14 protein-coding genes are annotated in these 21,978 nt (G+C 73.0%); 5 read left to right on the top strand and 9 right to left on the bottom strand.

What is annotated here, in order from left to right:
* Positions 1 to 58 precede the first annotated feature (58 nt).
* The 4 genes from lon to ACFWFZ_RS04160 all read right to left on the bottom strand — a co-directional run bounded on the left by lon (position 59) and on the right by ACFWFZ_RS04160 (position 6,237).
* The gene (lon, locus tag ACFWFZ_RS04175) at positions 59 to 2,455 is read right to left on the bottom strand and encodes an endopeptidase La (protein WP_387116374.1); all 2,397 of its coding nucleotides are present in this window, start codon (positions 2,453 to 2,455) and stop codon (positions 59 to 61) included.
* A 147-nt stretch (positions 2,456 to 2,602) separates the two neighbouring features.
* Positions 2,603 to 3,373 carry a DUF4097 domain-containing protein gene (locus tag ACFWFZ_RS04170; protein ID WP_387116371.1) on the bottom strand — a complete coding sequence of 257 codons (771 nt, stop codon included), beginning with the start codon at positions 3,371 to 3,373 and terminating at the stop codon, positions 2,603 to 2,605.
* A 401-nt stretch (positions 3,374 to 3,774) separates the two neighbouring features.
* On the bottom strand, positions 3,775 to 4,803 hold the full coding sequence (locus ACFWFZ_RS04165; protein WP_387116368.1) for a sulfurtransferase: 1,029 nt from the start codon (positions 4,801 to 4,803) through the stop codon (positions 3,775 to 3,777).
* A 171-nt stretch (positions 4,804 to 4,974) separates the two neighbouring features.
* Positions 4,975 to 6,237, bottom strand: coding sequence for a hypothetical protein (locus ACFWFZ_RS04160; RefSeq protein WP_387116365.1), 1,263 nt, complete (start codon positions 6,235 to 6,237; stop codon positions 4,975 to 4,977).
* A gap of 155 nt (positions 6,238 to 6,392) precedes the next feature.
* On the opposite strand from ACFWFZ_RS04160, the gene ACFWFZ_RS04155 reads away from it, so the two are divergent.
* From ACFWFZ_RS04155 to ACFWFZ_RS04140, 4 genes are all read left to right on the top strand, one after another.
* The gene (locus ACFWFZ_RS04155) at positions 6,393 to 6,968 is read left to right on the top strand and encodes a hypothetical protein (protein WP_387116362.1); all 576 of its coding nucleotides are present in this window, start codon (positions 6,393 to 6,395) and stop codon (positions 6,966 to 6,968) included.
* Between the two features lie 410 nt (positions 6,969 to 7,378).
* On the top strand, positions 7,379 to 8,119 hold the full coding sequence (locus tag ACFWFZ_RS04150; RefSeq protein ID WP_387116358.1) for a response regulator transcription factor: 741 nt from the start codon (positions 7,379 to 7,381) through the stop codon (positions 8,117 to 8,119).
* Positions 8,116 to 9,225, top strand: coding sequence for an ATP-binding protein (locus tag ACFWFZ_RS04145; RefSeq protein WP_387116355.1), 1,110 nt, complete (start codon positions 8,116 to 8,118; stop codon positions 9,223 to 9,225). Before ACFWFZ_RS04150 ends, ACFWFZ_RS04145 begins: the two co-directional genes overlap by 4 nt.
* A gap of 259 nt (positions 9,226 to 9,484) precedes the next feature.
* The gene (locus ACFWFZ_RS04140) at positions 9,485 to 13,354 is read left to right on the top strand and encodes a multifunctional oxoglutarate decarboxylase/oxoglutarate dehydrogenase thiamine pyrophosphate-binding subunit/dihydrolipoyllysine-residue succinyltransferase subunit (RefSeq protein ID WP_387116352.1); all 3,870 of its coding nucleotides are present in this window, start codon (positions 9,485 to 9,487) and stop codon (positions 13,352 to 13,354) included.
* Positions 13,355 to 13,486: 132 nt separating this feature from the next.
* On the opposite strand, the gene cyaB is transcribed toward ACFWFZ_RS04140, so the two are convergent.
* The gene (gene cyaB, locus ACFWFZ_RS04135) at positions 13,487 to 14,056 is read right to left on the bottom strand and encodes a class IV adenylate cyclase (RefSeq protein ID WP_387117283.1); all 570 of its coding nucleotides are present in this window, start codon (positions 14,054 to 14,056) and stop codon (positions 13,487 to 13,489) included.
* Between the two features lie 14 nt (positions 14,057 to 14,070).
* The gene (locus tag ACFWFZ_RS04130) at positions 14,071 to 14,829 is read right to left on the bottom strand and encodes a helix-turn-helix domain-containing protein (RefSeq protein WP_387117280.1); all 759 of its coding nucleotides are present in this window, start codon (positions 14,827 to 14,829) and stop codon (positions 14,071 to 14,073) included.
* A 362-nt stretch (positions 14,830 to 15,191) separates the two neighbouring features.
* On the opposite strand from ACFWFZ_RS04130, the gene ACFWFZ_RS04125 reads away from it, so the two are divergent.
* Positions 15,192 to 15,422 (top strand): hypothetical protein, encoded by a 231-nt coding sequence (locus tag ACFWFZ_RS04125; RefSeq protein ID WP_387116350.1) that lies wholly within the window; start codon positions 15,192 to 15,194, stop codon positions 15,420 to 15,422.
* 411 nt (positions 15,423 to 15,833) lie between these two features.
* Here the strand turns inward: ACFWFZ_RS04125 and fxsT are convergent, their stop codons facing one another.
* The 3 genes from fxsT to ACFWFZ_RS04110 form a co-directional block, all read right to left on the bottom strand.
* Positions 15,834 to 18,884 carry an FxSxx-COOH system tetratricopeptide repeat protein gene (gene fxsT, locus ACFWFZ_RS04120; protein ID WP_387116347.1) on the bottom strand — a complete coding sequence of 1,017 codons (3,051 nt, stop codon included), beginning with the start codon at positions 18,882 to 18,884 and terminating at the stop codon, positions 15,834 to 15,836.
* Between the two features lie 64 nt (positions 18,885 to 18,948).
* Positions 18,949 to 20,205 carry an HEXXH motif domain-containing protein gene (locus tag ACFWFZ_RS04115; protein ID WP_387116345.1) on the bottom strand — a complete coding sequence of 419 codons (1,257 nt, stop codon included), beginning with the start codon at positions 20,203 to 20,205 and terminating at the stop codon, positions 18,949 to 18,951.
* Positions 20,202 to 21,635: an FxsB family cyclophane-forming radical SAM/SPASM peptide maturase gene (locus ACFWFZ_RS04110; RefSeq protein WP_387116342.1), complete on the bottom strand. Its 1,434-nt coding sequence runs from the start codon at positions 21,633 to 21,635 to the stop codon at positions 20,202 to 20,204. The genes ACFWFZ_RS04115 and ACFWFZ_RS04110 overlap by 4 nt, the downstream gene beginning before the upstream one ends.
* Positions 21,636 to 21,978 lie beyond the last annotated feature (343 nt).

Here is a 21,978-nt window from a genome sequence, read left to right as displayed (position 1 = left end):
CCCGCCGGAGCGGGGACCCGGGCCGTCCGGGGGGCGGCGTATGCCCTTCGGCCAGGGGTCAGGCGACGGCCGGGACCTGCACCTGAGCCCCCTCCAGAGCGAGCTCCAGGACCTGGCGCACATCGGTCACCGGGTGCACCTCCAGCCCTTCCAGCACCTCGGCCGGGACGTCGTCCAGGTCGGCCTCGTTGCGCTTGGGGATGATGACGGTGGCCAGACCCGCCCGGTGGGCGGCGAGCAGCTTCTGCTTGACCCCGCCGATCGGCAGGACCCGCCCGGTCAGCGAGACCTCGCCGGTCATGGCCACGTCGGTGCGCACCTGCCGCCCGGACAGCAGGGAGGCGAGGGCGGTGGTCATGGTGATGCCCGCGCTCGGGCCGTCCTTGGGCACCGCGCCGGCCGGGAAGTGGATGTGCACCCCCCGGTCCTTGAGGTCGGCGACCGGGAGTTCCAGTTCGGCGCCGTGCGAGCGCAGGAAGCTCAGCGCGATCTGCGCCGACTCCTTCATCACGTCGCCGAGCTGGCCGGTGAGGGTCAGTCCGGCCGCGCCCGTCTCCGGGTCGGCCAGCGAGGCCTCCACGAACAGCACGTCGCCGCCCGCGCCGGTCACCGCGAGGCCGGTGGCCACGCCGGGGACGGCGGTGCGCCGCTCGGCCGGGTCCTGGGCGGACTCCGGCACGTGGTGCGGGCGTCCGATCAGGGCCCGCAGCCCGTCGGCCCCGATGCGCAAGGGCAGTTCGCGCTCGCCCAGCTCGTGCTGGGCGGCGACCTTGCGCAGCAGGCGTGCGAGGGCCCGCTCCAGGGTGCGGACGCCCGCCTCGCGGGTGTACTCCCCCGCCAGCTTGCGCAGGGCGTCCTCCTCCAGGACCACCTCGTCGGCGCCGAGCCCGGCGCGCTCCAGCTGGCGGGGCAGCAGGTGGTCGCGGGCGATGACGACCTTCTCGTCCTCGGTGTAACCGTCGAGGCGGACGAGCTCCATGCGGTCGGCGAGAGCCTCCGGGATGGCCTCCAGGACGTTGGCGGTGGCGAGGAAGACGACGTCGCTCAGGTCCAGTTCGACCTCCAGGTAGTGGTCCCGGAAGGTGTGGTTCTGGGCGGGGTCGAGGACCTCCAGGAGGGCGGCCGCGGGGTCGCCGCGGAAGTCGGAGCCGACCTTGTCGATCTCGTCGAGGAGCACCACCGGGTTCATCGACCCGGCCTCCTTGATGGCCCGGACGATGCGGCCCGGCAGGGCGCCGACGTAGGTCCGGCGGTGGCCGCGCACCTCGGCCTCGTCCCGGACGCCGCCGAGGGCGACCCGGACGAACGTGCGCCCCATGGCGTGGGCCACGCTCTCGCCCAGCGAAGTCTTTCCGACGCCGGGCGGGCCCACGAGCGCGAGGACGGCGCCGCCGCGGCGGCCTCCGACGACGCCCATGCCGCGCTCGCTGCGGCGCTTGCGCACGGCCAGGTACTCGGTGATGCGGTCCTTGACGTCGCTGAGGCCCGCGTGCTCGGCGTCCAGCACCGCCCGGGCGCCCTGGATGTCGTACCGGTCCTCGGTGCGCTCGTTCCAGGGCAGTTCGAGGACGGTGTCGAGCCAGGTGCGGATCCAGGAGCCCTCGGGGCTCTGGTCGCTGGACCGCTCCAGCTTGTCGACCTCCTTGAGGGCGGCCTCCCGGACCTTCTCGGGGAGGTCGGCGGCCTCGACGCGGGCGCGGTAGTCGTCGGACTCCTCGCCCTCCTTCTCGCCGTTCAGCTCGCGCAGTTCCTTGCGTACGGCCTCCAGCTGGCGGCGCAGCAGGAACTCGCGCTGCTGCTTGTCGACGCCGTCCTGGACGTCCTTGGCGATGGACTCGGCGACGTCCTGTTCCGCGAGGTGGTCGCTGAGCGCCTTGATCGCGAGCTTGAGGCGGGCGACCGGGTCGGCCGTCTCCAGGAGTTCGACCTTCTGCTCGACCGTCAGGAACGGCGAGTATCCGGAGTTGTCGGCGAGGGCGGAGACCCCTTCAATCTGCTGGACGCGGTCCACGACCTGCCAGGCCCCGCGCTTCTTGAGCCAGCTGGTGGCGAGTGCCTTGTACTCCTTGACGAGCTCGGCGACAGCGCCCGGCAGCGGATCGGGGACGGTCTCGTCCACGGTCTCGCCCTCCACCCAGAGCGCCGCTCCTGGCCCGGTGGTGCCGGCGCCGATGCGGACGCGCCCGAGGCCGCGGATGAGCGCGCCCGGGTCGCCGCCGGAGAGCCGGCCGACCTGCTCGACGGTTCCGAGCACACCGGTCGCGGCGTACGTGCCGTCGATCCGCGGCACGAGCAGCACTCGGGGCTTCCCGGTGCCCGCAGCGGCTTGGGCGGCCTCGACGGCCCCGCGCACCTCGGCGTCGGACAGGTCCAGCGGAACGACCATTCCGGGCAGCACGACCTCGTCGTCGAGAGGCAGCACGGGCAGGGTGAGCGTTACGGACGTCGAAGCCATGATCTTCCCTCCGGCAGTGAAGTTGAGCTATGGGGACTCAATGCATCTGCGCCTGCCGGTGTTCCCCACCCCCGTTCGCCGGGGGCGAACACGCCCCGGGCAGCCTCCCGGACCGGGGGCCGGTCAGCCGGTCAGCCGGTCAGCCGGTCAGCCGGTCAGGGGGGAGACGCGGATGTCGCCGGAGGTGGTTTTCGCTGTGAGGCGGGAGGGGGCGGAGGCGTCGTCGGGGAGGGAGACGTCGCGGGCGCCGGAGGTGGTGGAGACGGAGAGCCGGTAGGGGGCCGCGGGCACCTTCAGGCTGACGTCGCCGGAGGTCGTCTCGGCGAGCACCGAGGCGGGGGCCTTCGCGAAGTCCAGGCGCGTGTCGCCCGAGTCGGAGCGCACCGAGGTGTCCGGGCCGGCCAGGCCGGTGGCGGTGATCCCGCCCGAGGTCGTACGGATCCTCAGCGGGCCGGCGATGCCCTCGGCCCGGACGTCGCCGGACTCGGCCTCCACCTCGGCCGCGGCCACGCCCCTCACGGTGATGTCGCCGCTGTCGCTCTCCAGCGTGACCTTCGCGGAGGCCGGGACCTCCAGCCGGTAGTCGATGCGGCAGCTGCTCGGGCAGCCGCCGGCGGTGAAGGTGAGAACGCCCCCGTCGACCTGGTGGCCGGGCGTGGGGGCGGTGTCGCCGCGGTAGCGGACGGTGCGGCGGACCGTGACTCCGGGACCGGCCCCCGGGGTGATCTCGATCGACCCGGCCCGGGTGCCGGTCACCTCCACGGCCGTGACGGCCTCGGTGACCGTGGTGTCGGCGCGCGCCGTCTCGCGCGGACCGTCGACGAAGGAACATCCGGCCAGGACGAGGCCGGCCGCGAGGGCGACGGCCGCGGCCCGGGCGACCCGGGCGGCCCGGGCAGCCGTGGTGTGGGAAGTCATGCGCCGATCCTCCGGCGCCCGCCCCGCGCGGCCGATGGTGCCGGTACCCGGATCCGGTGTGGGGTTATCCCCCGTACCCGGCGGGGGAGGGCCCCGGCGGCGGGCCCCCTTCGGCCTTCGGGCCGAGCGGGGTCGTTTCCCCGTCGCCGTCCCGGCCTCCGCGTCCGCCGCCTCGGGGCGGTTCGGCTACGCGTACGTGACCGTCGCGGGCTACGGGGCCTCCGGCCTCCTGAGCGTCCGGGCGGACGCCCAGTGCTTCAACATCCCCGGTGCCGGCCAGGAGAACCCCGGGCCCGGTCACTCGCCGAAGAACCGCACCGACGCCTGGGCCGCGGTCTGCCTCCGGCGACACCGACTGCGAGGGGCCCTCCTTCCGACTGCGGCCCCCCACCGGTGGGGCGTCAGAACTCCTGAAGGTGCGGTCGGTCGTCTTCGGCCGGCCCCAGGCCGGCGCCCGCACCGGCCCCGGGGGCGGCGACCGCGCCGGCTCCCGGCCCGGTGGCGACCGGGCGCTGTGGGGAGGGCAGGCCCCACTCGCTCCAGGAGCCGTCGTACACCGCCAGGTCCCGGTAGCCGGCGAGTTCGGCGCCGAGGGCCAGCACGCAGGCGGTCACCCCGGAGCCGCAGCTGAAGCGGAGGCGTTCGCGCCCGCCCGCGGCCGCCTCGAAGGCGGCGCGGAGTTCCCCGGCCGGGCGCATCACGCCGTCGGGGCGCTGGAGTTCACCGAACGGCAGGCTGACGGCGCCCGGCATGTGGCCGCCGCGCAGGCCCGGACGGGGCTCGGGGGCGGTGCCCTCGAAGCGTTCGCGGGTACGGGCGTCGAGGACGGCCGCGGCCGGGTCGGACAGGGCCGCGGCGACGGCCTCGGCGTCGACGAGCAGCCCCGGACGGGGCCGGGCGGTGAAGGTGCCGCGCGGGCCCCCGTACTCCGGGGCGGCGGCCTCGACGGGCAGGCCGGCGCCCGTCCAGGCGGGCAGTCCCCCGTCGAGGACGGCGGCCCGGTCGAAGCCCATGGCGCGCAGCATCCACCAGGCGCGGGCGCTGGAGTAGACGCCGGCGCCGTCGTAGACGACGACGGTGTCGGTGTCGTCGACGCCGAGGGACCGCAGCGCCTCGGTGAACTCGGCGGGCCCGGGCATGGTGTGCGGTGCGGGCGCCGCGTGGTCGCAGAGGGCTCCGTCGAGGTCGAAGGGGCGGGCGCCGGGGATGCGGTGGCCCGCGGCGCGGTGGGCGCCGACGGAGGCGTCGAAGACGACCAGTCCGGGGGCACCCAGCCGGGCGGCCAGCCAGTCGGCCCCGACCAGCGGCCCCGGTCCCCCGGCCGCCGGGTCGGCCCCGGGGCCGGGCTCGGGCTCGCGGGACCCGGGGCGGTCGGACGCGGAGCGGTCAGACGCGGGGCGGTCAGACGCGGGGCGGTCGGACGTGGGCATACGGCACCTCCTGGGATCGGCGTGCCGCGTCCCTTCCGCCGGGGCGGCGCGGCCCGCCGGCTGTGCGACGCGGTCGCCCCATCCTCCGGCGCGGCCCGCGCCGGCCGGCAACCGCCCCCGCCTCGGGGCCGGTTCACCCGCCCGCGCCAGGAGGCGGGGCAGCCTCCCGCGTCAGGGGGCGGGGCAGCCGCCGGGACGGGCGTAGAGCGCGACCCGGGCGCCCCGCACCCCGGTGACCGAGCAGAGGTCGAACGAGCCCGCCAGCACCTCCCGCTTGACCGCCTCACGCGGGTAGGGGTCCAGCGGCTGGCCCGCCGGGTCCAGCAGGGCGACCACCCGGGGCGACGCGAGCAGGGCCGCGCGGATCCGCTCCGGGGGCAGCTCGGTGCCCTGGAGGCTGTGGGAGGCGGCCGGGGAGGCGGACAGGGCGGTGTCCCGCAGGCCGTCGTAGAGGTCCGGCGAGGACAGCAGCCACTCGCGCCTGCGGGAGGGCATGAACACCACCGCGTCCCCCGGGCGGGCCCGCTCCCGTACCGCGGCGGCCACCGCGACCACGTCGTCCTTGCGGCTCTCCGGGGTACGCAGCCACGCCGACCACAGGCCGAACGGCACGAGGAGGGCGACCGCCGCCGCCCACGGGCGCCATCCGCGGGCGTCGGCCAGCCGCGCGCCGGCCAGCAGGGCGGGCCCGGCCAGGGCGTAGAGCACGTACCGGTCGACGTACCAGGGGTTGAGCAGCGAGATCGCCATCAGCAGTCCGGGCGGCAGCAGCACCAGGGGCAGCGCCACCCGTACGAGGTCCTTCGGGGCGCCCCGCGCGAGCATCAGGGAGGCGGCGCCGACCACCGCGTACGCGGCCCAGTCCTGCCAGCTCGGCCGGCCCAGCCAGCCGAGCTGCTGGTGCGCCTGACGCACGCTCACCACGGCGAGCGGCAGCAGCAGGACGACGACGGTCGCGGCGCCGGCCCGCCAGCCGCGGGAGTGCCGGGCGGTGAAGGCGTGGGCGAGCAGTGCGAGCGCGGCGAACTCGTGCAGCCAGCAGCCGATCAGCAGCACCACGGTGTAGGCCGCCCACCGCTCGCACAGCATCAGGTACGTCGCCCACACCACGGCAGCCGCGACCATCGCGTACGAGCGGCCCTCCTGGGCGTACATCTGGACGGGTGGCAGCACGGCGTACACGCAGCCCGCGAGGAGCGCGGCCCGCTCCCCCGCCAGCCGGTGCGCGACGGCGGCCACCCCCGCGGCGGCGAGGGCGGTGGCGGCGACGGAGGGCAGCCGCAGCGCCCACAGGCCGCCGTCCCAGGCCTGGAACACGCCGTGCATGAGGACGTAGTAGAGGCCGTGCACGGCGTCGACCTGTCCGAGGAGGTCCCGTATCCCGCCGAGCGACCGGTGCGCCACCTGCCAGGTGACCGATTCGTCGCGCCACATGCTGCCGCCCCGTTCCAGGCCCCAGAGGCCGAGGACCGCGGCGAGCAGCGGCGGGAGCGGGCGCCATGGCGCGATGCGGCGGATGGCGGCCTCCTGGAGCTGTCGTGGAGCTGTCGGATCGGGGGTGCGGACTCCATACTCGGGGGTGGACCCGAGTGGCTGCGGAGGTGGGTGTGCGCGCGTTCCGGGCGGTGGCGGCGGTACTTCTGAGCGCGGTGGTCCTGGCCGGGTGCGGACCGTCCGGTTCCGGTGGCGGTGACGACGCACCGCCGAGGGGCTCCGCGGAACCGTCCACGGGTACGGGTACGGGTACGGACGCCGGCCCCGCCGCGAGCCCGAGCCCCGGCACCAGCACCAGCACCAGCACCAGCCCGAGCGCCGTCCCCGCCCCCGGTGAGACCCTGGTCCGGGCCACCCGCAGCGGGGGCTTCGCCGGCGAGACCCACACCCTCGTCGTGAAGGGCGACGGCTCGTGGTCCCGGCTGGACGGGAAGGCGCAGCCGGAGGGCACCGGAAAGCTGTCGGAGCAGGAGCTGGCGGCCCTGCGCACCGCGCTGCGGGAGGCGGACTTCGCCCGTCTGCCCAGGATGGCGACGGGCGGTCCCAAGATCTACGACGGCTTCCTCTACGCCTTCGTGCACGGCGGGTACGAGGTCGCCGGCGAGCAGGGGTCCCTGCCGCCGGCCCTGGAGCGGGTGGCGGACGCGCTGCCGCCGTTCACGGCGCGCTGAACTCCTGCGGCAGCCGGTCCGGGAAGCCGCGCGGCCGGCCGGCCGGCACGTCAACGCTCCGGACCCGGTCCGCCCGCCGGTCTGCACCGGCCCGGGGCGGGCCGCCATCGTCCCGGAGATCGCCGAACGGGCGGCCCGACGTGCCGAACGACACTCAGGGCCCGGTCTTCCCGCACGGCCGCGGACCGCCCTTGTAGGTCCCCTCCAAGAGGGATCCGACGAGGTCACAGCCGGTGGGGCAGCTGACCGCCGCACCCGCCGGACGCCGGCCCCGCACGGGGTCCGACACCCGGTACATCCCATTCCATTTACTCAGGTCCAACGCATATGCCGTGTCCGAACCCCACGTAGCCGCAGGCCGGAGCCTCCTCTACGCTGCACCCCATTCAGCGGGATCTTCAGGGGCGGACATGGAACAGACACACACCACCCACACCGGCGCCGCGGCAACCCCCGGCGCCCAGCGGCGTGTGCTCGTCGTCGAGGACGACCGCACCATCGCTGAGGCCATCGCGGCCCGGCTGCGCGCCGAGGGCTTCCAGGTACAGACGGCCGCCGACGGTCCCGCGGCCGTCGCCGCGGCCGAGAGCTGGCTGCCCGAGCTGCTGGTCCTCGACGTCATGCTGCCCGGCTTCGACGGGCTGGAGGTCTGCCGCCGGGTCCAGGCACAGCGCCCGCTCCCGGTGCTGATGCTCACCGCCCGCGACGACGAGACGGACATGCTGGTCGGGCTGGGCGTGGGCGCCGACGACTACATGACCAAGCCGTTCTCCATGCGCGAGCTGGCCGCACGGGTCCACGTACTGCTGCGGCGGGTGGAGCGGGCCACGATCGCCGCGCACACCCCGCGCGGCGCCACCCTGCGCCTGGGCGACCTGGAGATCGACCACGCGCAGCGCCGGGTCCGGGTGCAGACCGAGGACGTCCACCTGACCCCGACCGAGTTCGACCTGCTGGTGTGCCTGGCCGGGACCCCGCGGGCGGTGCTCTCCCGGGAGCAGCTGCTGGCGGAGGTCTGGGACTGGGCCGACGCGTCCGGGACCCGTACGGTCGACAGCCACATCAAGGCCCTGCGGCGCAAGATCGGCGCCGAGCGGATCCGGACGGTCCACGGCGTCGGGTACGCCCTGGAGACCCCGGCCCAGCCGTGACCGACCGGGCCCAGGGGCAGCGCCAGCGCCAGCGCCAGCGGCCCACCGGTGGGCTGCGGCCCTTCTCGCCGTTCTCGATCAAGACCAAGCTCGGCACGCTCGTGGTGGTCTCGGTCTTCATCACCACCGGCCTGCTGCTGGTGGCCCTGCGCACCGACACCGAGCTGCGGTTCATCACCGTCTTCTCGGTGATCGCCTCGATGCTGATCACGCAGTTCGTGGCGCACAGCCTGACGGCCCCGCTGGACGACATGACCACGGTGGCGCGGGCGATATCGCGCGGCGACTACACGCGCCGGGTGCGGGGCGCCGGACGCCGCGACGAGCTGGGCGACCTGGCCTCCACGATCAACCTCATGGCGGATGACCTGGAGGCCGTCGACCAGCACCGCAAGGAGCTCGTCGCCAACGTCTCGCACGAGTTGCGCACCCCGATCGCCGCACTGCGGGCGGTGCTGGAGAACGTCGTCGACGGTGTCTCGGCCGCCGACCCCGAGACCATGCGCACCATGCTGAAGCAGACCGAGCGCCTCGGCCGGCTCGTGGAGACCCTGCTGGACCTGTCCCGGGTGGACAACGGCGTGGTGCCGCTGAAAGCCCGCCGCTTCGAGGTGTGGCCGTACCTGTCCGGGGTGCTGAAGGAGTCGGGGCTGGCCGCCGCCGGCCGGCCGGGGCTGCTCTCCGGCTCCGGCGGGCACACCCGCAACGACGTGCACCTGCACCTGGACGTGTTCCCTCCGGAACTGTGCGCGTACGCCGACGCCGAACGCCTGCACCAGGTGGTCGCCAATCTGATCGACAACGCGGTCAAGCACAGTCCCCCGCACGGCCGGGTCACGGTCCGGGCGCGGGCCGGCGAGGCGCCCGGCGGCCTGGTGCTGGAGGTCCGCGACGAGGGCCCGGGCATCCCGGAGGCCGAGCGCTACCGGGTCTTCGAGCGGTTCAACCGGGGCAGCGCCCGAGGCGGCGACGGAGGCACCGGACTGGGCCTGGCCATCGCGCGCTGGGCCGTGGAGCTGCACGGCGGCCGGATCGGGGTGGCCGAATCGTCACGTGGCTGCCGCATCCTCGTCACGCTTCCGGGCAGCTCGCAGGTGCCGTGTTGACGTAGGGTTCGACTGGAAAGGACATGATCTCGGCCACACGTACCCGGGGTCCGTCAGGGGTGCGAAGCCAAGGGGGCCGCAACCTCGGTGCCCCCTACCCGAACCAGGCTGGTTTCCCGCCATTCCACGTCACGAAACCCGCCGTTCGATGTGACCTACGCGACGTAAGTCCCGCCCGGCCTGCATGCAGCGGCCGAGGAGGCGTAGCCTTTATTCCCGCTGTCCATACCTTGTGAAGCGGAAGAGGGCGGTTGCCGCCGTGTCGCCACAGTCCCCCAGTAACCCGAGCACCACGACCGACGCAGCAGAGGGCGGGAAGAACCCTGCCTCAGGCTTCGGCGCGAATGAGTGGCTCGTCGACGAGATCTATCAGCAGTACCTCCAGGACCCGCAATCGGTCGACCGGGCCTGGTGGGACTTCTTCGCCGACTACAAGCCGGGGGGCGTTGCCGCTCCGGTGACGTCGGCCGGTACCGAGAAGTCCACGCCGACGGACGGCGCCTCCGCACAGGCCGCCACCGCCGTCGCCAGGACCCCGCAGGCCGCCGACGCCGCCACGGGGGCGGCGGACGCCGCGCCCGCGCCCTCCGCGACGCCGACTCCTCCGCCTGTGTCAGCTCCTGCCCCTGCTCCTGCCATCCCCTCTGGTGCCCCTGCTGTGACTGTCACCTCCCAGGCCCCGGCCGCCGCACCGGCCGCGCCCGCCCCCGCCTCCGTAGCCCCGCAGAAGGCCGCGCCCCCCAGCGAGGCCCCCGCGGGCCCCGAACTGGTGACGCTCCGCGGCCCGGCGGCAGCCGTCGCGAAGAACATGAACGCCTCCCTCGACGTCCCGACGGCCACGTCCGTCCGCGCCGTCCCGGTGAAGCTGCTGTTCGACAACCGCATCGTCATCAACAACCACCTCAAGCGGGCCCGGGGCGGGAAGATCTCCTTCACGCACCTCATCGGCTACGCGATGGTGCAGGCCATCAAGGCCATGCCGTCGATGAACCACTCCTTCGCGGAGAAGGACGGCAAGCCGACCCTGGTCAAGCCCGACCACGTGAACTTCGGCCTCGCCATCGACCTCGTGAAGCCCAACGGCGACCGCCAGCTCGTCGTCGCCGGCATCAAGAAGGCCGAAACCCTCAGCTTCTTCGACTTCTGGCAGGCCTACGAGGACATCGTCCGCCGCGCCCGCGTCGGCAAGCTGACGATGGACGACTTCACCGGTGTGACGTGCTCCCTCACCAACCCCGGCGGCCTGGGCACCGTCCACTCCGTGCCCCGCCTGATGCCCGGACAGTCGGTCATCATGGGCGTCGGCTCCATGGACTACCCCGCCGAGTTCCAGGGCACCTCGCAGGACACCCTGAACAAGCTGGGCATCTCCAAGGTCATGACCCTGACCTCGACCTACGACCACCGGGTCATCCAGGGCGCGGCCTCCGGCGAGTTCCTGCGCATCGTCGCGAACCTGCTCCTCGGCGAGAACGACTTCTACGACTCCGTCTTCGAGTCGCTGCGCATCCCGTACGAGCCGGTCCGCTGGAACCGCGACATCGACGCCAGCCATGACGACGACGTCACGAAGGCCGCCCGCGTCTTCGAGCTGATCCACTCCTACCGGGTCCGCGGCCACGTCATGGCCGACACCGACCCGCTGGAGTACAAGCAGCGCAAGCACCCCGACCTCGACATCACCGAGCACGGCCTCACCCTGTGGGACCTGGAGCGCGAGTTCGCCGTCGGCGGCTTCTCCGGCAAGTCGATGATGAAGCTGCGCGACATCCTCGGCGTGCTGCGCGACTCGTACTGCCGCACCACCGGCGTCGAGTTCATGCACATCCAGGACCCCAAGCAGCGCCGCTGGATCCAGGACCGCATCGAGCGCCCGCACACCAAGCCGGAGCGCGAGGAGCAGCTGCGCATCCTGCGCCGCCTGAACGCCGCCGAGGCCTTCGAGACCTTTCTGCAGACGAAGTACGTCGGCCAGAAGCGCTTCTCCCTGGAGGGCGGCGAGTCCGTCATCCCGCTGCTCGACGCCGTCATCGACTCGGCCGCCGAGGCCCGCCTCGAAGAGGTCGTCATCGGCATGGCCCACCGCGGCCGCCTGAACGTCCTGGCGAACATCGTCGGCAAGTCGTACGCGCAGATCTTCCGCGAGTTCGAGGGCAACCTCGACCCGAAGTCCATGCACGGCTCCGGCGACGTCAAGTACCACCTGGGCGCCGAGGGCACCTTCACCGGCCTGGACGGCGAGCAGATCAAGGTCTCGCTCGTCGCGAACCCCTCCCACCTGGAGGCCGTCGACCCGGTCCTGGAGGGTGTCGCCCGCGCCAAGCAGGACGTCATCAACAAGGGCGGCACGGACTTCACGGTCCTCCCGCTCGCGCTCCACGGCGACGCGGCCTTCGCCGGCCAGGGCGTCGTCGCCGAGACGCTGAACATGTCGCAGCTGCGCGGCTACCGCACCGGCGGCACCGTGCACGTGGTCATCAACAACCAGGTCGGCTTCACCGCCGCCCCGGAGTCCTCGCGTTCGTCGATGTACGCCACCGACGTGGCCCGCATGATCGAGGCTCCGATCTTCCACGTGAACGGCGACGACCCCGAGGCCGTGGTCCGCGTCGCGCGTCTGGCCTTCGAGTTCCGCCAGGCGTTCAACAAGGACGTGGTCATCGACCTCATCTGCTACCGCCGCCGCGGCCACAACGAGTCCGACAACCCGGCCTTCACGCAGCCGCTGATGTACGACCTGATCGACAAGAAGCGCTCGGTGCGCAAGCTGTACACCGAGTCCCTCATCGGTCGCGGCGACATCACGCTGGAAGAGGCCGAGCAGGCGCTCCAGGACTTCCAGGGCCAGCTGGAGAAGGTCTTCGCGGAGGTCCGCGAGGCCGCCACGCAGCCCGCGGTCGCGGCGCCGGCCGCCCCGGGCACGTCCGCCGTCTTCCCGGTCGCGGTGAACACCGCGATCTCGCAGGACGTCGTCAAGCGGATCGCCGAGTCCCAGGTCGCCATCCCCGAGGGCGTCACCGTCCACCCGCGTCTGCTGCCGCAGCTGCAGCGCCGCGCGGCGATGATCGACGAGGGCACCATCGACTGGGGCATGGGCGAGACCCTGGCCTTCGGTTCGCTGCTGATGGAGGGCACCCCGGTCCGGCTGTCCGGCCAGGACTCCCGCCGCGGCACCTTCGGCCAGCGCCACGCGGTCCTCATCGACCGGGAGACCGGCGAGGACTACACCCCGCTGCTCTACCTGTCCGACGACCAGGCCCGCTACAACGTCTACGACTCGCTGCTCTCCGAGTACGCGGCCATGGGCTTCGAGTACGGCTACTCGCTGGCCCGTCCGGACGCGCTGGTGCTGTGGGAGGCGCAGTTCGGCGACTTCGTCAACGGCGCGCAGACCGTCGTCGACGAGTTCATCTCCTCGGCCGAGCAGAAGTGGGGCCAGACCTCCGGCGTCACGCTGCTGCTGCCGCACGGCTACGAGGGCCAGGGCCCGGACCACTCGTCCGCCCGCCCGGAGCGCTTCCTCCAGATGTGCGCGCAGGACAACATGACGGTCGCGATGCCGACCCTGCCGTCGAACTACTTCCACCTGCTGCGCTGGCAGGTCCACAACCCGCACCACAAGCCGCTCATCGTCTTCACGCCGAAGTCGATGCTGCGCCTGAAGGCCGCGGCGTCGAAGGCGGAGGAGTTCACGACCGGTTCGTTCCGTCCGGTCATCGGCGACAGCACGGTGGACCCGAACGCGGTCCGCAAGGTCGTCTTCTGCGCCGGCAAGGTCTACTACGACCTGGAGGCCGAGCGCGAGAAGCGCGGCATCACGGACACCGCGATCATCCGCATCGAGCGCCTGTACCCGCTCCCGGGTGCGGAGCTCCAGGCCGAGATCGCCAAGTTCCCGAACGCGGCGAAGTACCTCTGGGCCCAGGAGGAGCCGGCGAACCAGGGCGCGTGGCCGTTCATCGCGCTGAACCTGATCGACCACCTCGACCTGGCGGTCGGCGCGGAGGTCCCGGCGGGCGAGCGCCTGCGGCGCATCTCGCGCCCGCACGGCTCGTCCCCGGCGGTGGGCTCCGCGAAGCGCCACCAGGCGGAGCAGCAGCAGCTGATCAACGAGGTCTTCGAGGCCTGATCGCCCCAGCAGCACACGGAAGGCCCGGCCCCCTCGGGGGCCGGGCCTTCCGGCTGTCCGGGCGACCGCTCCCGTCCCGCCCCGGAACTACGAAGGACAGCCGTGAATATCCCGCACCCGTCTCAGCCGAGGTCACACACCCGCAGTTCCATCGCGGCGCGCCTTGACGGCATCGGTGTACTGCTGGCGCGTCAGATCATCCGCCTCGATACCGAGCTCGACGAGAACTTCGCGGACATCTTCAAGGGCCCTTGATACATCCCTCTCCTCGACCAAGGTCTCCAGCTCCAGGAACGTCCCGTCGAGCTCGGGCACGCGGACGAGAGTGGCGAGCATCTGGCGCCCCCGAGCCTCGAAGGAGTAGTTCCGGCACCTCTTCTCCAACGCCACAGTCGGTACGTACCCGAGGCCGCGCAGCATTGCATGCACCGCCGAGGCGTCCGCTACACGCGTCTCATGCTCTGGCTTCGACCCGGAATCTTCGTCCACCGGAGCGCCCTTGTACGTGAGGAGCGTCCGGGTCTCGTCAGCCGCGTGCACCGTTCTGACCCGTAGCTCTTCGTCCCGGCCTTCCAGCTCTCCGTCCACCGTGTCGTAGTAGGTGTCCTGATACACCTCGGCTCGGCCTACGGCCCGCTCATCCAGTCGGCGCAGCGTCTCTTCCGGCGCCTGCACGCACGCCTTCAGCTCCGCTTCGATCATCAGCATGTCCCCTCTCAAACCGTACGCTGGGCACCCCTGACGACTGCCTCGAACATGCGCCGAAAGCCCCTGAACAGCGGGCCGTGCGGCGTCTCCATCACTTTGTAGGTGGCAGACTCGTGCCCCTCCCAACCCGCGTCGAACGCCCCGACGAACAAGGTGGAGTCGGCCCGGATCAACCGCCACGTCGGCAGCATGGCGTACCGGTACACCTCGACGTCGCAGATCCCCGACAGCTCACGAAGTCGGGCTTCAGCCAGTCGCACACCGCTGGCGAGCGACTCCGCCGACTCGCCGATCTCGGCGGCACGCAAGGCGAGCGCAGGCGCCTCGGGATCCAGTAACAGCACCCGAACCCGGAGTCTGCCGTCCCTCCCGAGATGGGCACGCAACATCGAATCATTCAGCCCGATCAAGCCCAACCCACGCACGGCGAGAATGTCCAACTCCTCCGCTCCCTGGACCTGCTGCTGGATCTCCTCCCGCGCAGAGGCTTGCGCGGAGTACACCCGCACCACTTCGGGGAACGCGGCGAGGTCGAAGGCAGCTCCACCGGAACGCCTCTCACGGCCGGCCGCCAAGCCGAGAAGGTGCCGAGCGTCATCGGGCATGTTGAGACCGTCCGCGATCCGCTCGTACACATCGAGGCGAGACACCTCACGGCGCCGGTTGATGATCTCGTTCACGCGGGCCTGTGTCATGCCCACCGCCGCAGCGATACGCGCCTGACTGGCTCCGCTGTATTGCTGCACGTATCGAAAGACAGCACCCACGTCGCGCGCACGAAGGGCCTGTCGTACGTCTGCACGTTCCCACGCCCACTCCGGCAGGGACGTCGGCAAGAGCGATGTGCCCACGGTCGACCAGTTCCCGTCATCCGCCTGCGAGATGGAAAAACATCTCACGGTGAGATTACCGCTCGGATATCGCCCCTGCACGGAAAGTCACTGAATCCTTTGTGTGTGCAGGGAAACCAAAACGCCCCCGATCCCGGAAGTCTCCGACATGACACCCGATCTCCAAACAGCCTCGTCCGCCTCCGGCCCGAGTCAGGTGCCCGCGCTCAGTCAGACACTCCTCGAACGCGCCCGCATGGGATGGGAGCGATTCGTATCTTCCTTCGAGGAAGCATCGGATGACTGACCGGTACGAATACCTGCCTCATCACCTGCTGCGCCGCCGTGTACGCGATATCGCATCCGGCATCGAGGGCGAACTCATGGCCGTGATCAACGAGGACGTCTCGAACTCGGTCCACCCCCACTGGGTGGAACTGGCCTACATCCGGGGCCCCTCCGGCCGCGAGTTCTCCACCGCCGTCGACAACATCGAGTCAGCCGAACTCCACCCGGGTCAACGCACCTGACCAGCCCCAGGCGGGCTGCGGACGCGTGGTCGAGAAGCGCGTAGCGATCTGACGCGCTCCCCCAACCACCCCGCTGATCGCTGATGTGCCCGTCCCTGAAAAGAAGGTCCGGCCCGTTCCTTTGGGGGCTTCCCGGCTGTCCTCGTATTTCCGGGGCGGGACGGGCGGTCAAGGGTGGCCGGAGGCCATCGCGCAGCGACGCGAGGAACGAGCGCCCTTGAGGGACCGGCACGACACGGAGAGACGATGGGGCTGCCGGGAAACCCCCAGCACCTCACTGACTCCCGCCCCGCCGAAACCCCGCCCCCGCACCACCACCCCGACGCAGGGGGGCGGGTGGGCAGCCACCGCCCGGGAGTGCGGGGGCCGCGGGGGTGAAGGCCCCGCCCCGCTGAAGCTCCCGTACCCCCCCTACGGCTGGGGTTCGAAGTCCCAGTACGGGCGGGCCCGTTGCTTTGCCGAGACCGTGTGGACGTGTTGGGCGCCCAGGGTGCGGGTCAGGCCCTTGATGCCCGCGTCCTCGTGTTTGCCGGCCTCCGTGTCCTCCCGTACGGACCGCAGGTCCGCCGCCAGGGCGATCTGGGCGCTCAGCGTCATCGGGTGGTCGGGGCCCAGGACGTGCTCGGCCGTGCGCAGGGTCTCGCGGCTCAGGTCCAGGGCGTCCTCCAGCCGCCCGGTGATGTTGCGGTGGCCGGTGGCGTTGAGGGCGCAGCCCAGCGTCCAGGGGTGTCGGCCGCCGAGGGCGCCCCGCATGCCGACGAGGGCCTGTTCCGCGAGGGAGAGGCCCTCGGCGCGTTCGCCCTGGGCGCGCAGGACCAGGCCGAGGTTGCCGACGGTGCCGATGCTGTACGGGTGGGCGAGGCCGAGCTGCGACTGGTAGCCACGGACGACGTCCTCGGAGATGCGGCGGGCTTCGCCGATGTCCCCGTACTCCCGCAGATACGTGGCGTAGTCGGAGGCGACCATCAGCGTCCAGGGGTAATCCACGCCGAAGACCCGCGTCGCCCGCTCCCAGACCGTCCGCAGCCGCAGGCCGGCGCCGGGGATGTCGCCGGAGCGGCGCAGGCACAGGCCGAGGTTGTGCTCGGCGCGCAGGGTCTGGGGGTGGCCGAGGCCGAGCACCTGGGTGTTGAGCTTGACGCCCTGCTCCTGCCGGGTCTGGGCCTCGCGGTAGCGGCCCATGAGGCGCAGTCCCATGGCGCAGGCGATGCCGGAGGCGAGGGTGGAGATGTGCAGGGGCATCAGGACGCGTTCGCGGCGCCGCAGGGTGTCGAGGTCCAGGTCGTAGGCGTCCTGGTAGCGGCCGAGCAGCCGGTAGGTGGCGGCGAGGTTGTTCTGGGCGTCGAGGGTGATGGAGTCGTCCTCGCCGAGCAGCTCGCGGTAGGTCGCCAGGCAGTGCTCGAAGATCTCGCGGGCCGGTTCGAACTTGGCGATGCACAGCAGGACGCCGCCGTAGGCACTGGTGGCGCGCAGGCTCTCCAGGTCCTGGTCGCCGCGTTCGCCGGTGAGCCGGTCGGCGACGGTCCTGGTGAGGATCTCGGCGCGGCGGAACAGGCCGAGGTTGCGCAGGGAGTTGGCGTACTGGTAGCTGAGCTCGCGGACCTTGGGGTGGTCCTCGCCGAGCCGGGCCCGCCAGATCTGGTCGGTCTCCTCGCACAGGCGCAGGCAGGTGCGGTACTCCCCGGCGAGGATCAGGTAGCGCAGGCAGTGCAGCAGGAAGTTCTGGATGCGCGGGTTGCTGCTGGTGATCACCCCGGAGGGGGTGAGGTGGGGGACGAGTTCGGCGTAGCGGGGCCAGAGCCGGGAGTCGGAGGGCCGGCCGGGGTCGGCGGCGGCGAGGACCTGGCGGACGGCCCGGGCGAGGGGTTCGGCCTCGTCCTCGGAGAGGTTCTCGCGGACGATGCCGTGGACCATACGGTGCAGCTGTACGGTCTCCAGCCCGCCGCCGCCCTCCTCCACGGGGAGGTCGGAGTACTCCAGCCGTACGACGGAGAACTGGACGAGCTTGTTGAGGGCGGCGTTCCAGCGGATCTGGTCGTTGATGAGTCCGGCGAGCTGTTCGGGCACGTCGTCGGCGGGGAACTCGCGCAGCAGGCGCAGCGGGACGGGGCCGGGGGCGAAGAAGACGAAGAGCCGCAGGAGGGCGACGGCGTCGGGGAAGTTCTCCCGGACGTTGTTGAGGAGTATGGCGAGGGCCGTGGGGAAGGGCAGCGGGTAGTCCTCGGAGAGGGTGACGGCCTCGCGGGAGTCCATGCGGCGCTGGAGCAGGGCGAGGTAGTCGCCGACGGGCAGCGGTGAGTCGGCGAGCCAGCCGGCGGTCTGGTCGAGGGCGAGGGGGTAGTCCTCCAGGGCCTCGGCGAGCTGGTCGGCCTCGTCGGCGGTGAGGCGCAGGGCGCGGCGGCGGATGAAGGTGACCGACTCGGGGCGGGCGTAGAGGGGTACCTCGACGAGGCTGGTGTGCCGGGCGGCCCATTCGCGGTTGCGGGAGGTGATGATGACGTCGCCGGCGCCGCCGGAGGGCAGCAGGTCGATCAGGTCGTCGGGGTTGTCGCAGCCGTCGAAGACCATCAGCCAGCGGCCGTAGGGGGCTCCCCGGCGCAGCGCTTCGAGGACGGCCCGGATCTGCTCGCCGTAGCTGCCGGCGCCGCGCGGGAGGCCGAGTGCGGGGGCCAGGTCGGCGAGGCGCTCGCGCAGGGTGGGCCGGTCCTCTGCGGGGACCCACCAGACGATGTCGTACTCGGAGGCGAAGCGGTAGGCGTACTCGGTGGCGACCTGTGTCTTGCCGACGCCGGACAGGCCGAGCAGGGTGACGGTGGACGCACCGGACGGGGCTTCGGCGAGGGCCTGGCGCAGGGTGCCGATGACGTCGTTGCGGCCGGTGAAGCGGGGGTTGCGGCGCGGGACGCGGCCCCAGATCTCGGGCGGGTCGTTGGGGAAGCGGGGGCCGCGGCGGCCGGTTTCGGTGCCGATGCGGTCGGTGGGGAGCTCCAGGCGGCGCAGCACGCGGTATTCGGCCTCGTACGCGTCCAGGCCCCACAGGTCGGTCTTCTCCAGGACGGCGACGGCGCTGGGCAGGGGGGCGTCGGTGAGGCAGACGGCGGCGAACCGGTCGGGGTGGTCGTCGGTGACGGCGCGCAGGGCGGTGTTCCACTCCTGGTCGGTGTGGGTGCCTGCGGAGAAGTAGCGTTCGCTGAGGACCAGGAGGACGCGGCTGCCGGAGCGGGCGAGGTCGTCGAGGGCCTGGGTGAGGCCGGGGCTGTTCTGCGGGTCCCAGCGCTGGAGGGTGACGCGGTGGCCGTGTTCTTCCAGGCGGTGGGCGATCCACACGGCCCAGGGGCGGTTGAAGCCGGCGAAGCTGATGACGAAGCGCTGCGGCTGCTGGGACGGGGACTGGGGCTGGGGAGGTTGTGGGGGCTGGTGCGCCGATTCGCGTTCGCGGTCCTGCCGGCTACCGGTGGTCATGCGGCCGTCTCCCTGGGCTGCGGGCAGTGGACGGGACTGAAAAGGTACCGCAGCGGACGGTCCGTCAGACCTGTGCGAACGGGGCGAGTTCGGGGTGCGCCTCGCACCAGGCGCGGCGTTCGCGGTCGACGGCCCGGCGGGCCGCGGCGTGCTGGTCGCCGGGGGGCGGGAGGTCGTCCATGGCCCGTTCGGCGGCGGCCATCGCGTCGGTGAACTCACGTCCCGCTGTGGTCAGTTGCTCCTGCGCGCGCAGGACGGGCAGGACGGCGGCGACCTGGGCCCGGATCCGTGCGTGCTGGGCCCATGCGCCGCGGGCGCCGTACAGGGCTGCGCGCTGCCAGTATCCGGCGAGGGCCAGGTGGGCGTAGGCGCCGTGCAGGAGTCCCTCCAGCGGGCGGGGGTCGCTGCGCCAGGGGGCCCAGTGGCGGGGTGTCGCGTCGGCGGTGTGCAGGGTCAGGACGTCGGCGAGGGCGGTGAGTTTGCCGTGCTGGACCTCGTGGACGAGGGTCGCGGCGAGCGCGGGCGGGGCCTGCGCGCGGGCCAGTACGGAGCCTGCGGCCGCGGGGAGGGTGGCGCCGCTGGAGCGGGAGCCGCCGGCGAGCGGTACGAGGGAGCGCAGCAGCTGTACGGTCTCCTCCGCGCGGACGGTGTCGTAGCGCTGGAGCAGGGTGAGGGCGCCGGACCACTGGGTGTCCCAGCGTTTGTGGCCCTTGGGGGTGAGGCGGCGGGCCGGGCGCAGGGGGGCGGGCTGCGCGGGGCCGGGGGCCCGGTAGGGGTCGAGGTCGTCGAGGGCGGTACGGCCTCCGGGCAGTGCGTGCAGGGGCAGTGTGGCGGGGTCCTCGGGGTCCCAGGAGCGTTCGGTGAGGACGAGCGGGCCGGGGCGGTCCGGGCGCAGCAGGCCGAGGGTGGGCAGGACGAGGCGGCCGTGTACGGGCCGCAGGGTGTGGGTGAAGGCGATCCCCGCGCGCAGGGCGGCGGCTGCGGCGAGGGCGCCGAGGTGGGCGAGGTCCGGCGGCGGGCCGTAGGCGGCGTGCAGCCGGCGCAGGGTCTCCTCGGCCCATACTCCGGTGGCCGGGTAGTGCAGTACGTCGCGTACGGCGGCCGGGTCGTGGCGTTCGGCCTCCTCCAGCAGGGCCCAGTGGTCGGCGGTCCGGCCGGACCGGCCGCAGGGGGCGGCGTCGAGGACGGCGCGGAGCAGGACCAGGCGCTTGGAGCGGCGTACGTCGCGGACCAGGCGGGTGCCGTCCGGGGAGGGCTCGGTGGAGGCGAGGGCGCGCAGGGTGTGGGACGACACGGCGAAGGCGGCGAGGGCGGCGGTCATGAGGCGGCTGCCGGAGGGTGGGCGGCGGTGGCGTGGCCGCGGCCGGCGGTGGTGGCGGCGTGCTGCACGGCGGTGGCGATGTGCCGGATGAGGACCTGGAGGTCGGCGCAGTAGACGGACGGCTGCCGGAAGCCCTCGCCGGCGCGGTAGCGGTGCGGGTAGTGCCCGCCTCCGCACACCTCGACCAGTTCGCAGGCGCGGCATCCGGCGGCGAGCGCGTCGCGTCCGAGCTGGCGGGCGGCGAAGCCGGGGTGTTCGAGGAGCTGGTCGAAGCTGTGGGTGTCGAGGGCCATGCCGGTGGCGGCGGCCCCCTCGTACGCGGATTTCAGCGAATCGGCCTGTTCGATGGAGCCGTCGGTCTCGATGACGGCGGTGGCGGCGGGCGCGAGCCCGAGGGTCTCGGTGGTGGCGGGCAGGCCGAGCAGCAGGGCGATGATCTCCTCGAAGAGCCGGATGCGGGTGCGGCGTTCCGCGTCGTGCCACCAGCGCTCGAAGACGGCGAGGAGCCAGTCGGCGTACGGGGTCCGGCCTGCGTGGTGGCCGGGGGGCGGGGCGCTCCAGTTCGCGAGCGGCAGGAGCAGCCCGATGCCGGGCGGGGCGAAGGCGAGCAGGGACTCGTACGTCTCGACCGGGTCGTGGTCGAGGTCGACGACGCAGAGCACCCCGGCGTAGCTCTGCGGATGTCGGGCCAGCAGGCGCAGGCCGCGGGCGGCGGCGCCGAAGCCGGGGCGTCCGGCGTGGTCCACGCGGCGGGTGTTGTGCGTGGGCAGCCCTCCGTCGAGGCTGACGCCGACACGGATCCCGGCGGCGGCCAGGGCCGCGAGACGGCCGCGGGTGATCAGGGTGCCGTTGGTCTGGACGGTGGCGGTGATCCGGGTGCGGGGGGCGGTGGCGGCGAGGGCGGCCCGTACGGCTTCGACGGGCGCGGCCAGTGCGGCGGGGGCGGTGAGGAGGGGTTCGCCGCCGTGCAGGACCAGGTCGACCCGGGGCAGGTCGTGGGCGGCGGCGTGCTCGGCGATCCGCTGGGCGGCGCGGGCGGCGGTGGCGGGGGCCATGGCGACGGGCTGGTCGCGCCAGCCCTGGTCGGCCATCTCGTAGACGTAGCAGTAGGTGCAGGCGAGGTTGCAGCGACTGCGGGTCTTGAGCACGAACTGCCGGATGGGATGCGGCGGATAGCCTGCGGCCCGCGCGGCGGCGACATCGAGGCGGGTGTACGGCCAGGGGGCGTTGCGGGCGTGCCGGCTCGCGTGCGCGGCGGGACCGGACCGCGGGCCGCCGCCGGGACGCCGGGCGGCGGGCGCCGGCTGGGCCGGGCCCGGTCCTTGGGCGGGGTGCGGCACGGCTCCCTGTCGGCGGTCGGTGTCCGGCCCGGGGGCGGCGGGCGCGGCGGGCGCGGGCAGCGGGGAGCCGCTCGTGATCGCACGCCACATCGCCGCACTCCTCCCCACCCCACCGCCGGGGGCGCCCCGGCGGACGGTCCATCCCTGCCCTTTCGCCGGTCCCGGCTAACGGCGGAAAGTGGTCAACCCGTCCGGGCTGCGGGCCGGTGTGCCCTTCCGCTCCCGCGGCGGGTGGCAGTCCGGGGGCGGCCCCCGGGCCGGTGTGCTGGGGCTCCGCCCCAGGCCCCGCGCCTCAAACGCCGGCGGGGCTGGAGTGGTGCGGGCCGGTCGCGGTGCCGGGCAGGGGTGTCTCCTCGGCTCGCGCGTGACTAGCCTTCTCGGTTGTGCTCGGTGGTTGCGCGCTCGTCCTGCGGGGACACCCCTCCCCGTCCCC

This window comes from Streptomyces sp. NPDC060232 (assembly GCF_042726555.1).
Lineage (GTDB): Bacteria > Actinomycetota > Actinomycetes > Streptomycetales > Streptomycetaceae > Streptomyces.
The sequence above is the reverse complement of the archived record's forward strand: the minus strand, read 5'-3'. Positions and strand labels throughout refer to the sequence as shown.

What these genes read in the sequence shown, in the direction of transcription:
- lon (WP_387116374.1), bottom strand. Translation starts at nt 2,455, where the DNA reads ATGGCTTCGACGTCCGTAACGCTCACCCTGCCCGTGCTGCCTCTCGAC.
- ACFWFZ_RS04170 (WP_387116371.1), bottom strand. Translation starts at nt 3,373, where the DNA reads ATGACTTCCCACACCACGGCTGCCCGGGCCGCCCGGGTCGCCCGGGCC.
- ACFWFZ_RS04165 (WP_387116368.1), bottom strand. Translation starts at nt 4,803, where the DNA reads ATGCCCACGTCCGACCGCCCCGCGTCTGACCGCCCCGCGTCTGACCGC.
- ACFWFZ_RS04160 (WP_387116365.1), bottom strand. Translation starts at nt 6,237, where the DNA reads ATGTGGCGCGACGAATCGGTCACCTGGCAGGTGGCGCACCGGTCGCTC.
- ACFWFZ_RS04150 (WP_387116358.1), top strand. Translation starts at nt 7,379, where the DNA reads ATGGAACAGACACACACCACCCACACCGGCGCCGCGGCAACCCCCGGC.
- cyaB (WP_387117283.1), bottom strand. Translation starts at nt 14,056, where the DNA reads ATGATCGAAGCGGAGCTGAAGGCGTGCGTGCAGGCGCCGGAAGAGACG.
- ACFWFZ_RS04125 (WP_387116350.1), top strand. Translation starts at nt 15,192, where the DNA reads ATGACTGACCGGTACGAATACCTGCCTCATCACCTGCTGCGCCGCCGT.
- fxsT (WP_387116347.1), bottom strand. Translation starts at nt 18,884, where the DNA reads ATGACCACCGGTAGCCGGCAGGACCGCGAACGCGAATCGGCGCACCAG.
- ACFWFZ_RS04115 (WP_387116345.1), bottom strand. Translation starts at nt 20,205, where the DNA reads ATGACCGCCGCCCTCGCCGCCTTCGCCGTGTCGTCCCACACCCTGCGC.
- ACFWFZ_RS04110 (WP_387116342.1), bottom strand. Translation starts at nt 21,635, where the DNA reads ATGTGGCGTGCGATCACGAGCGGCTCCCCGCTGCCCGCGCCCGCCGCG.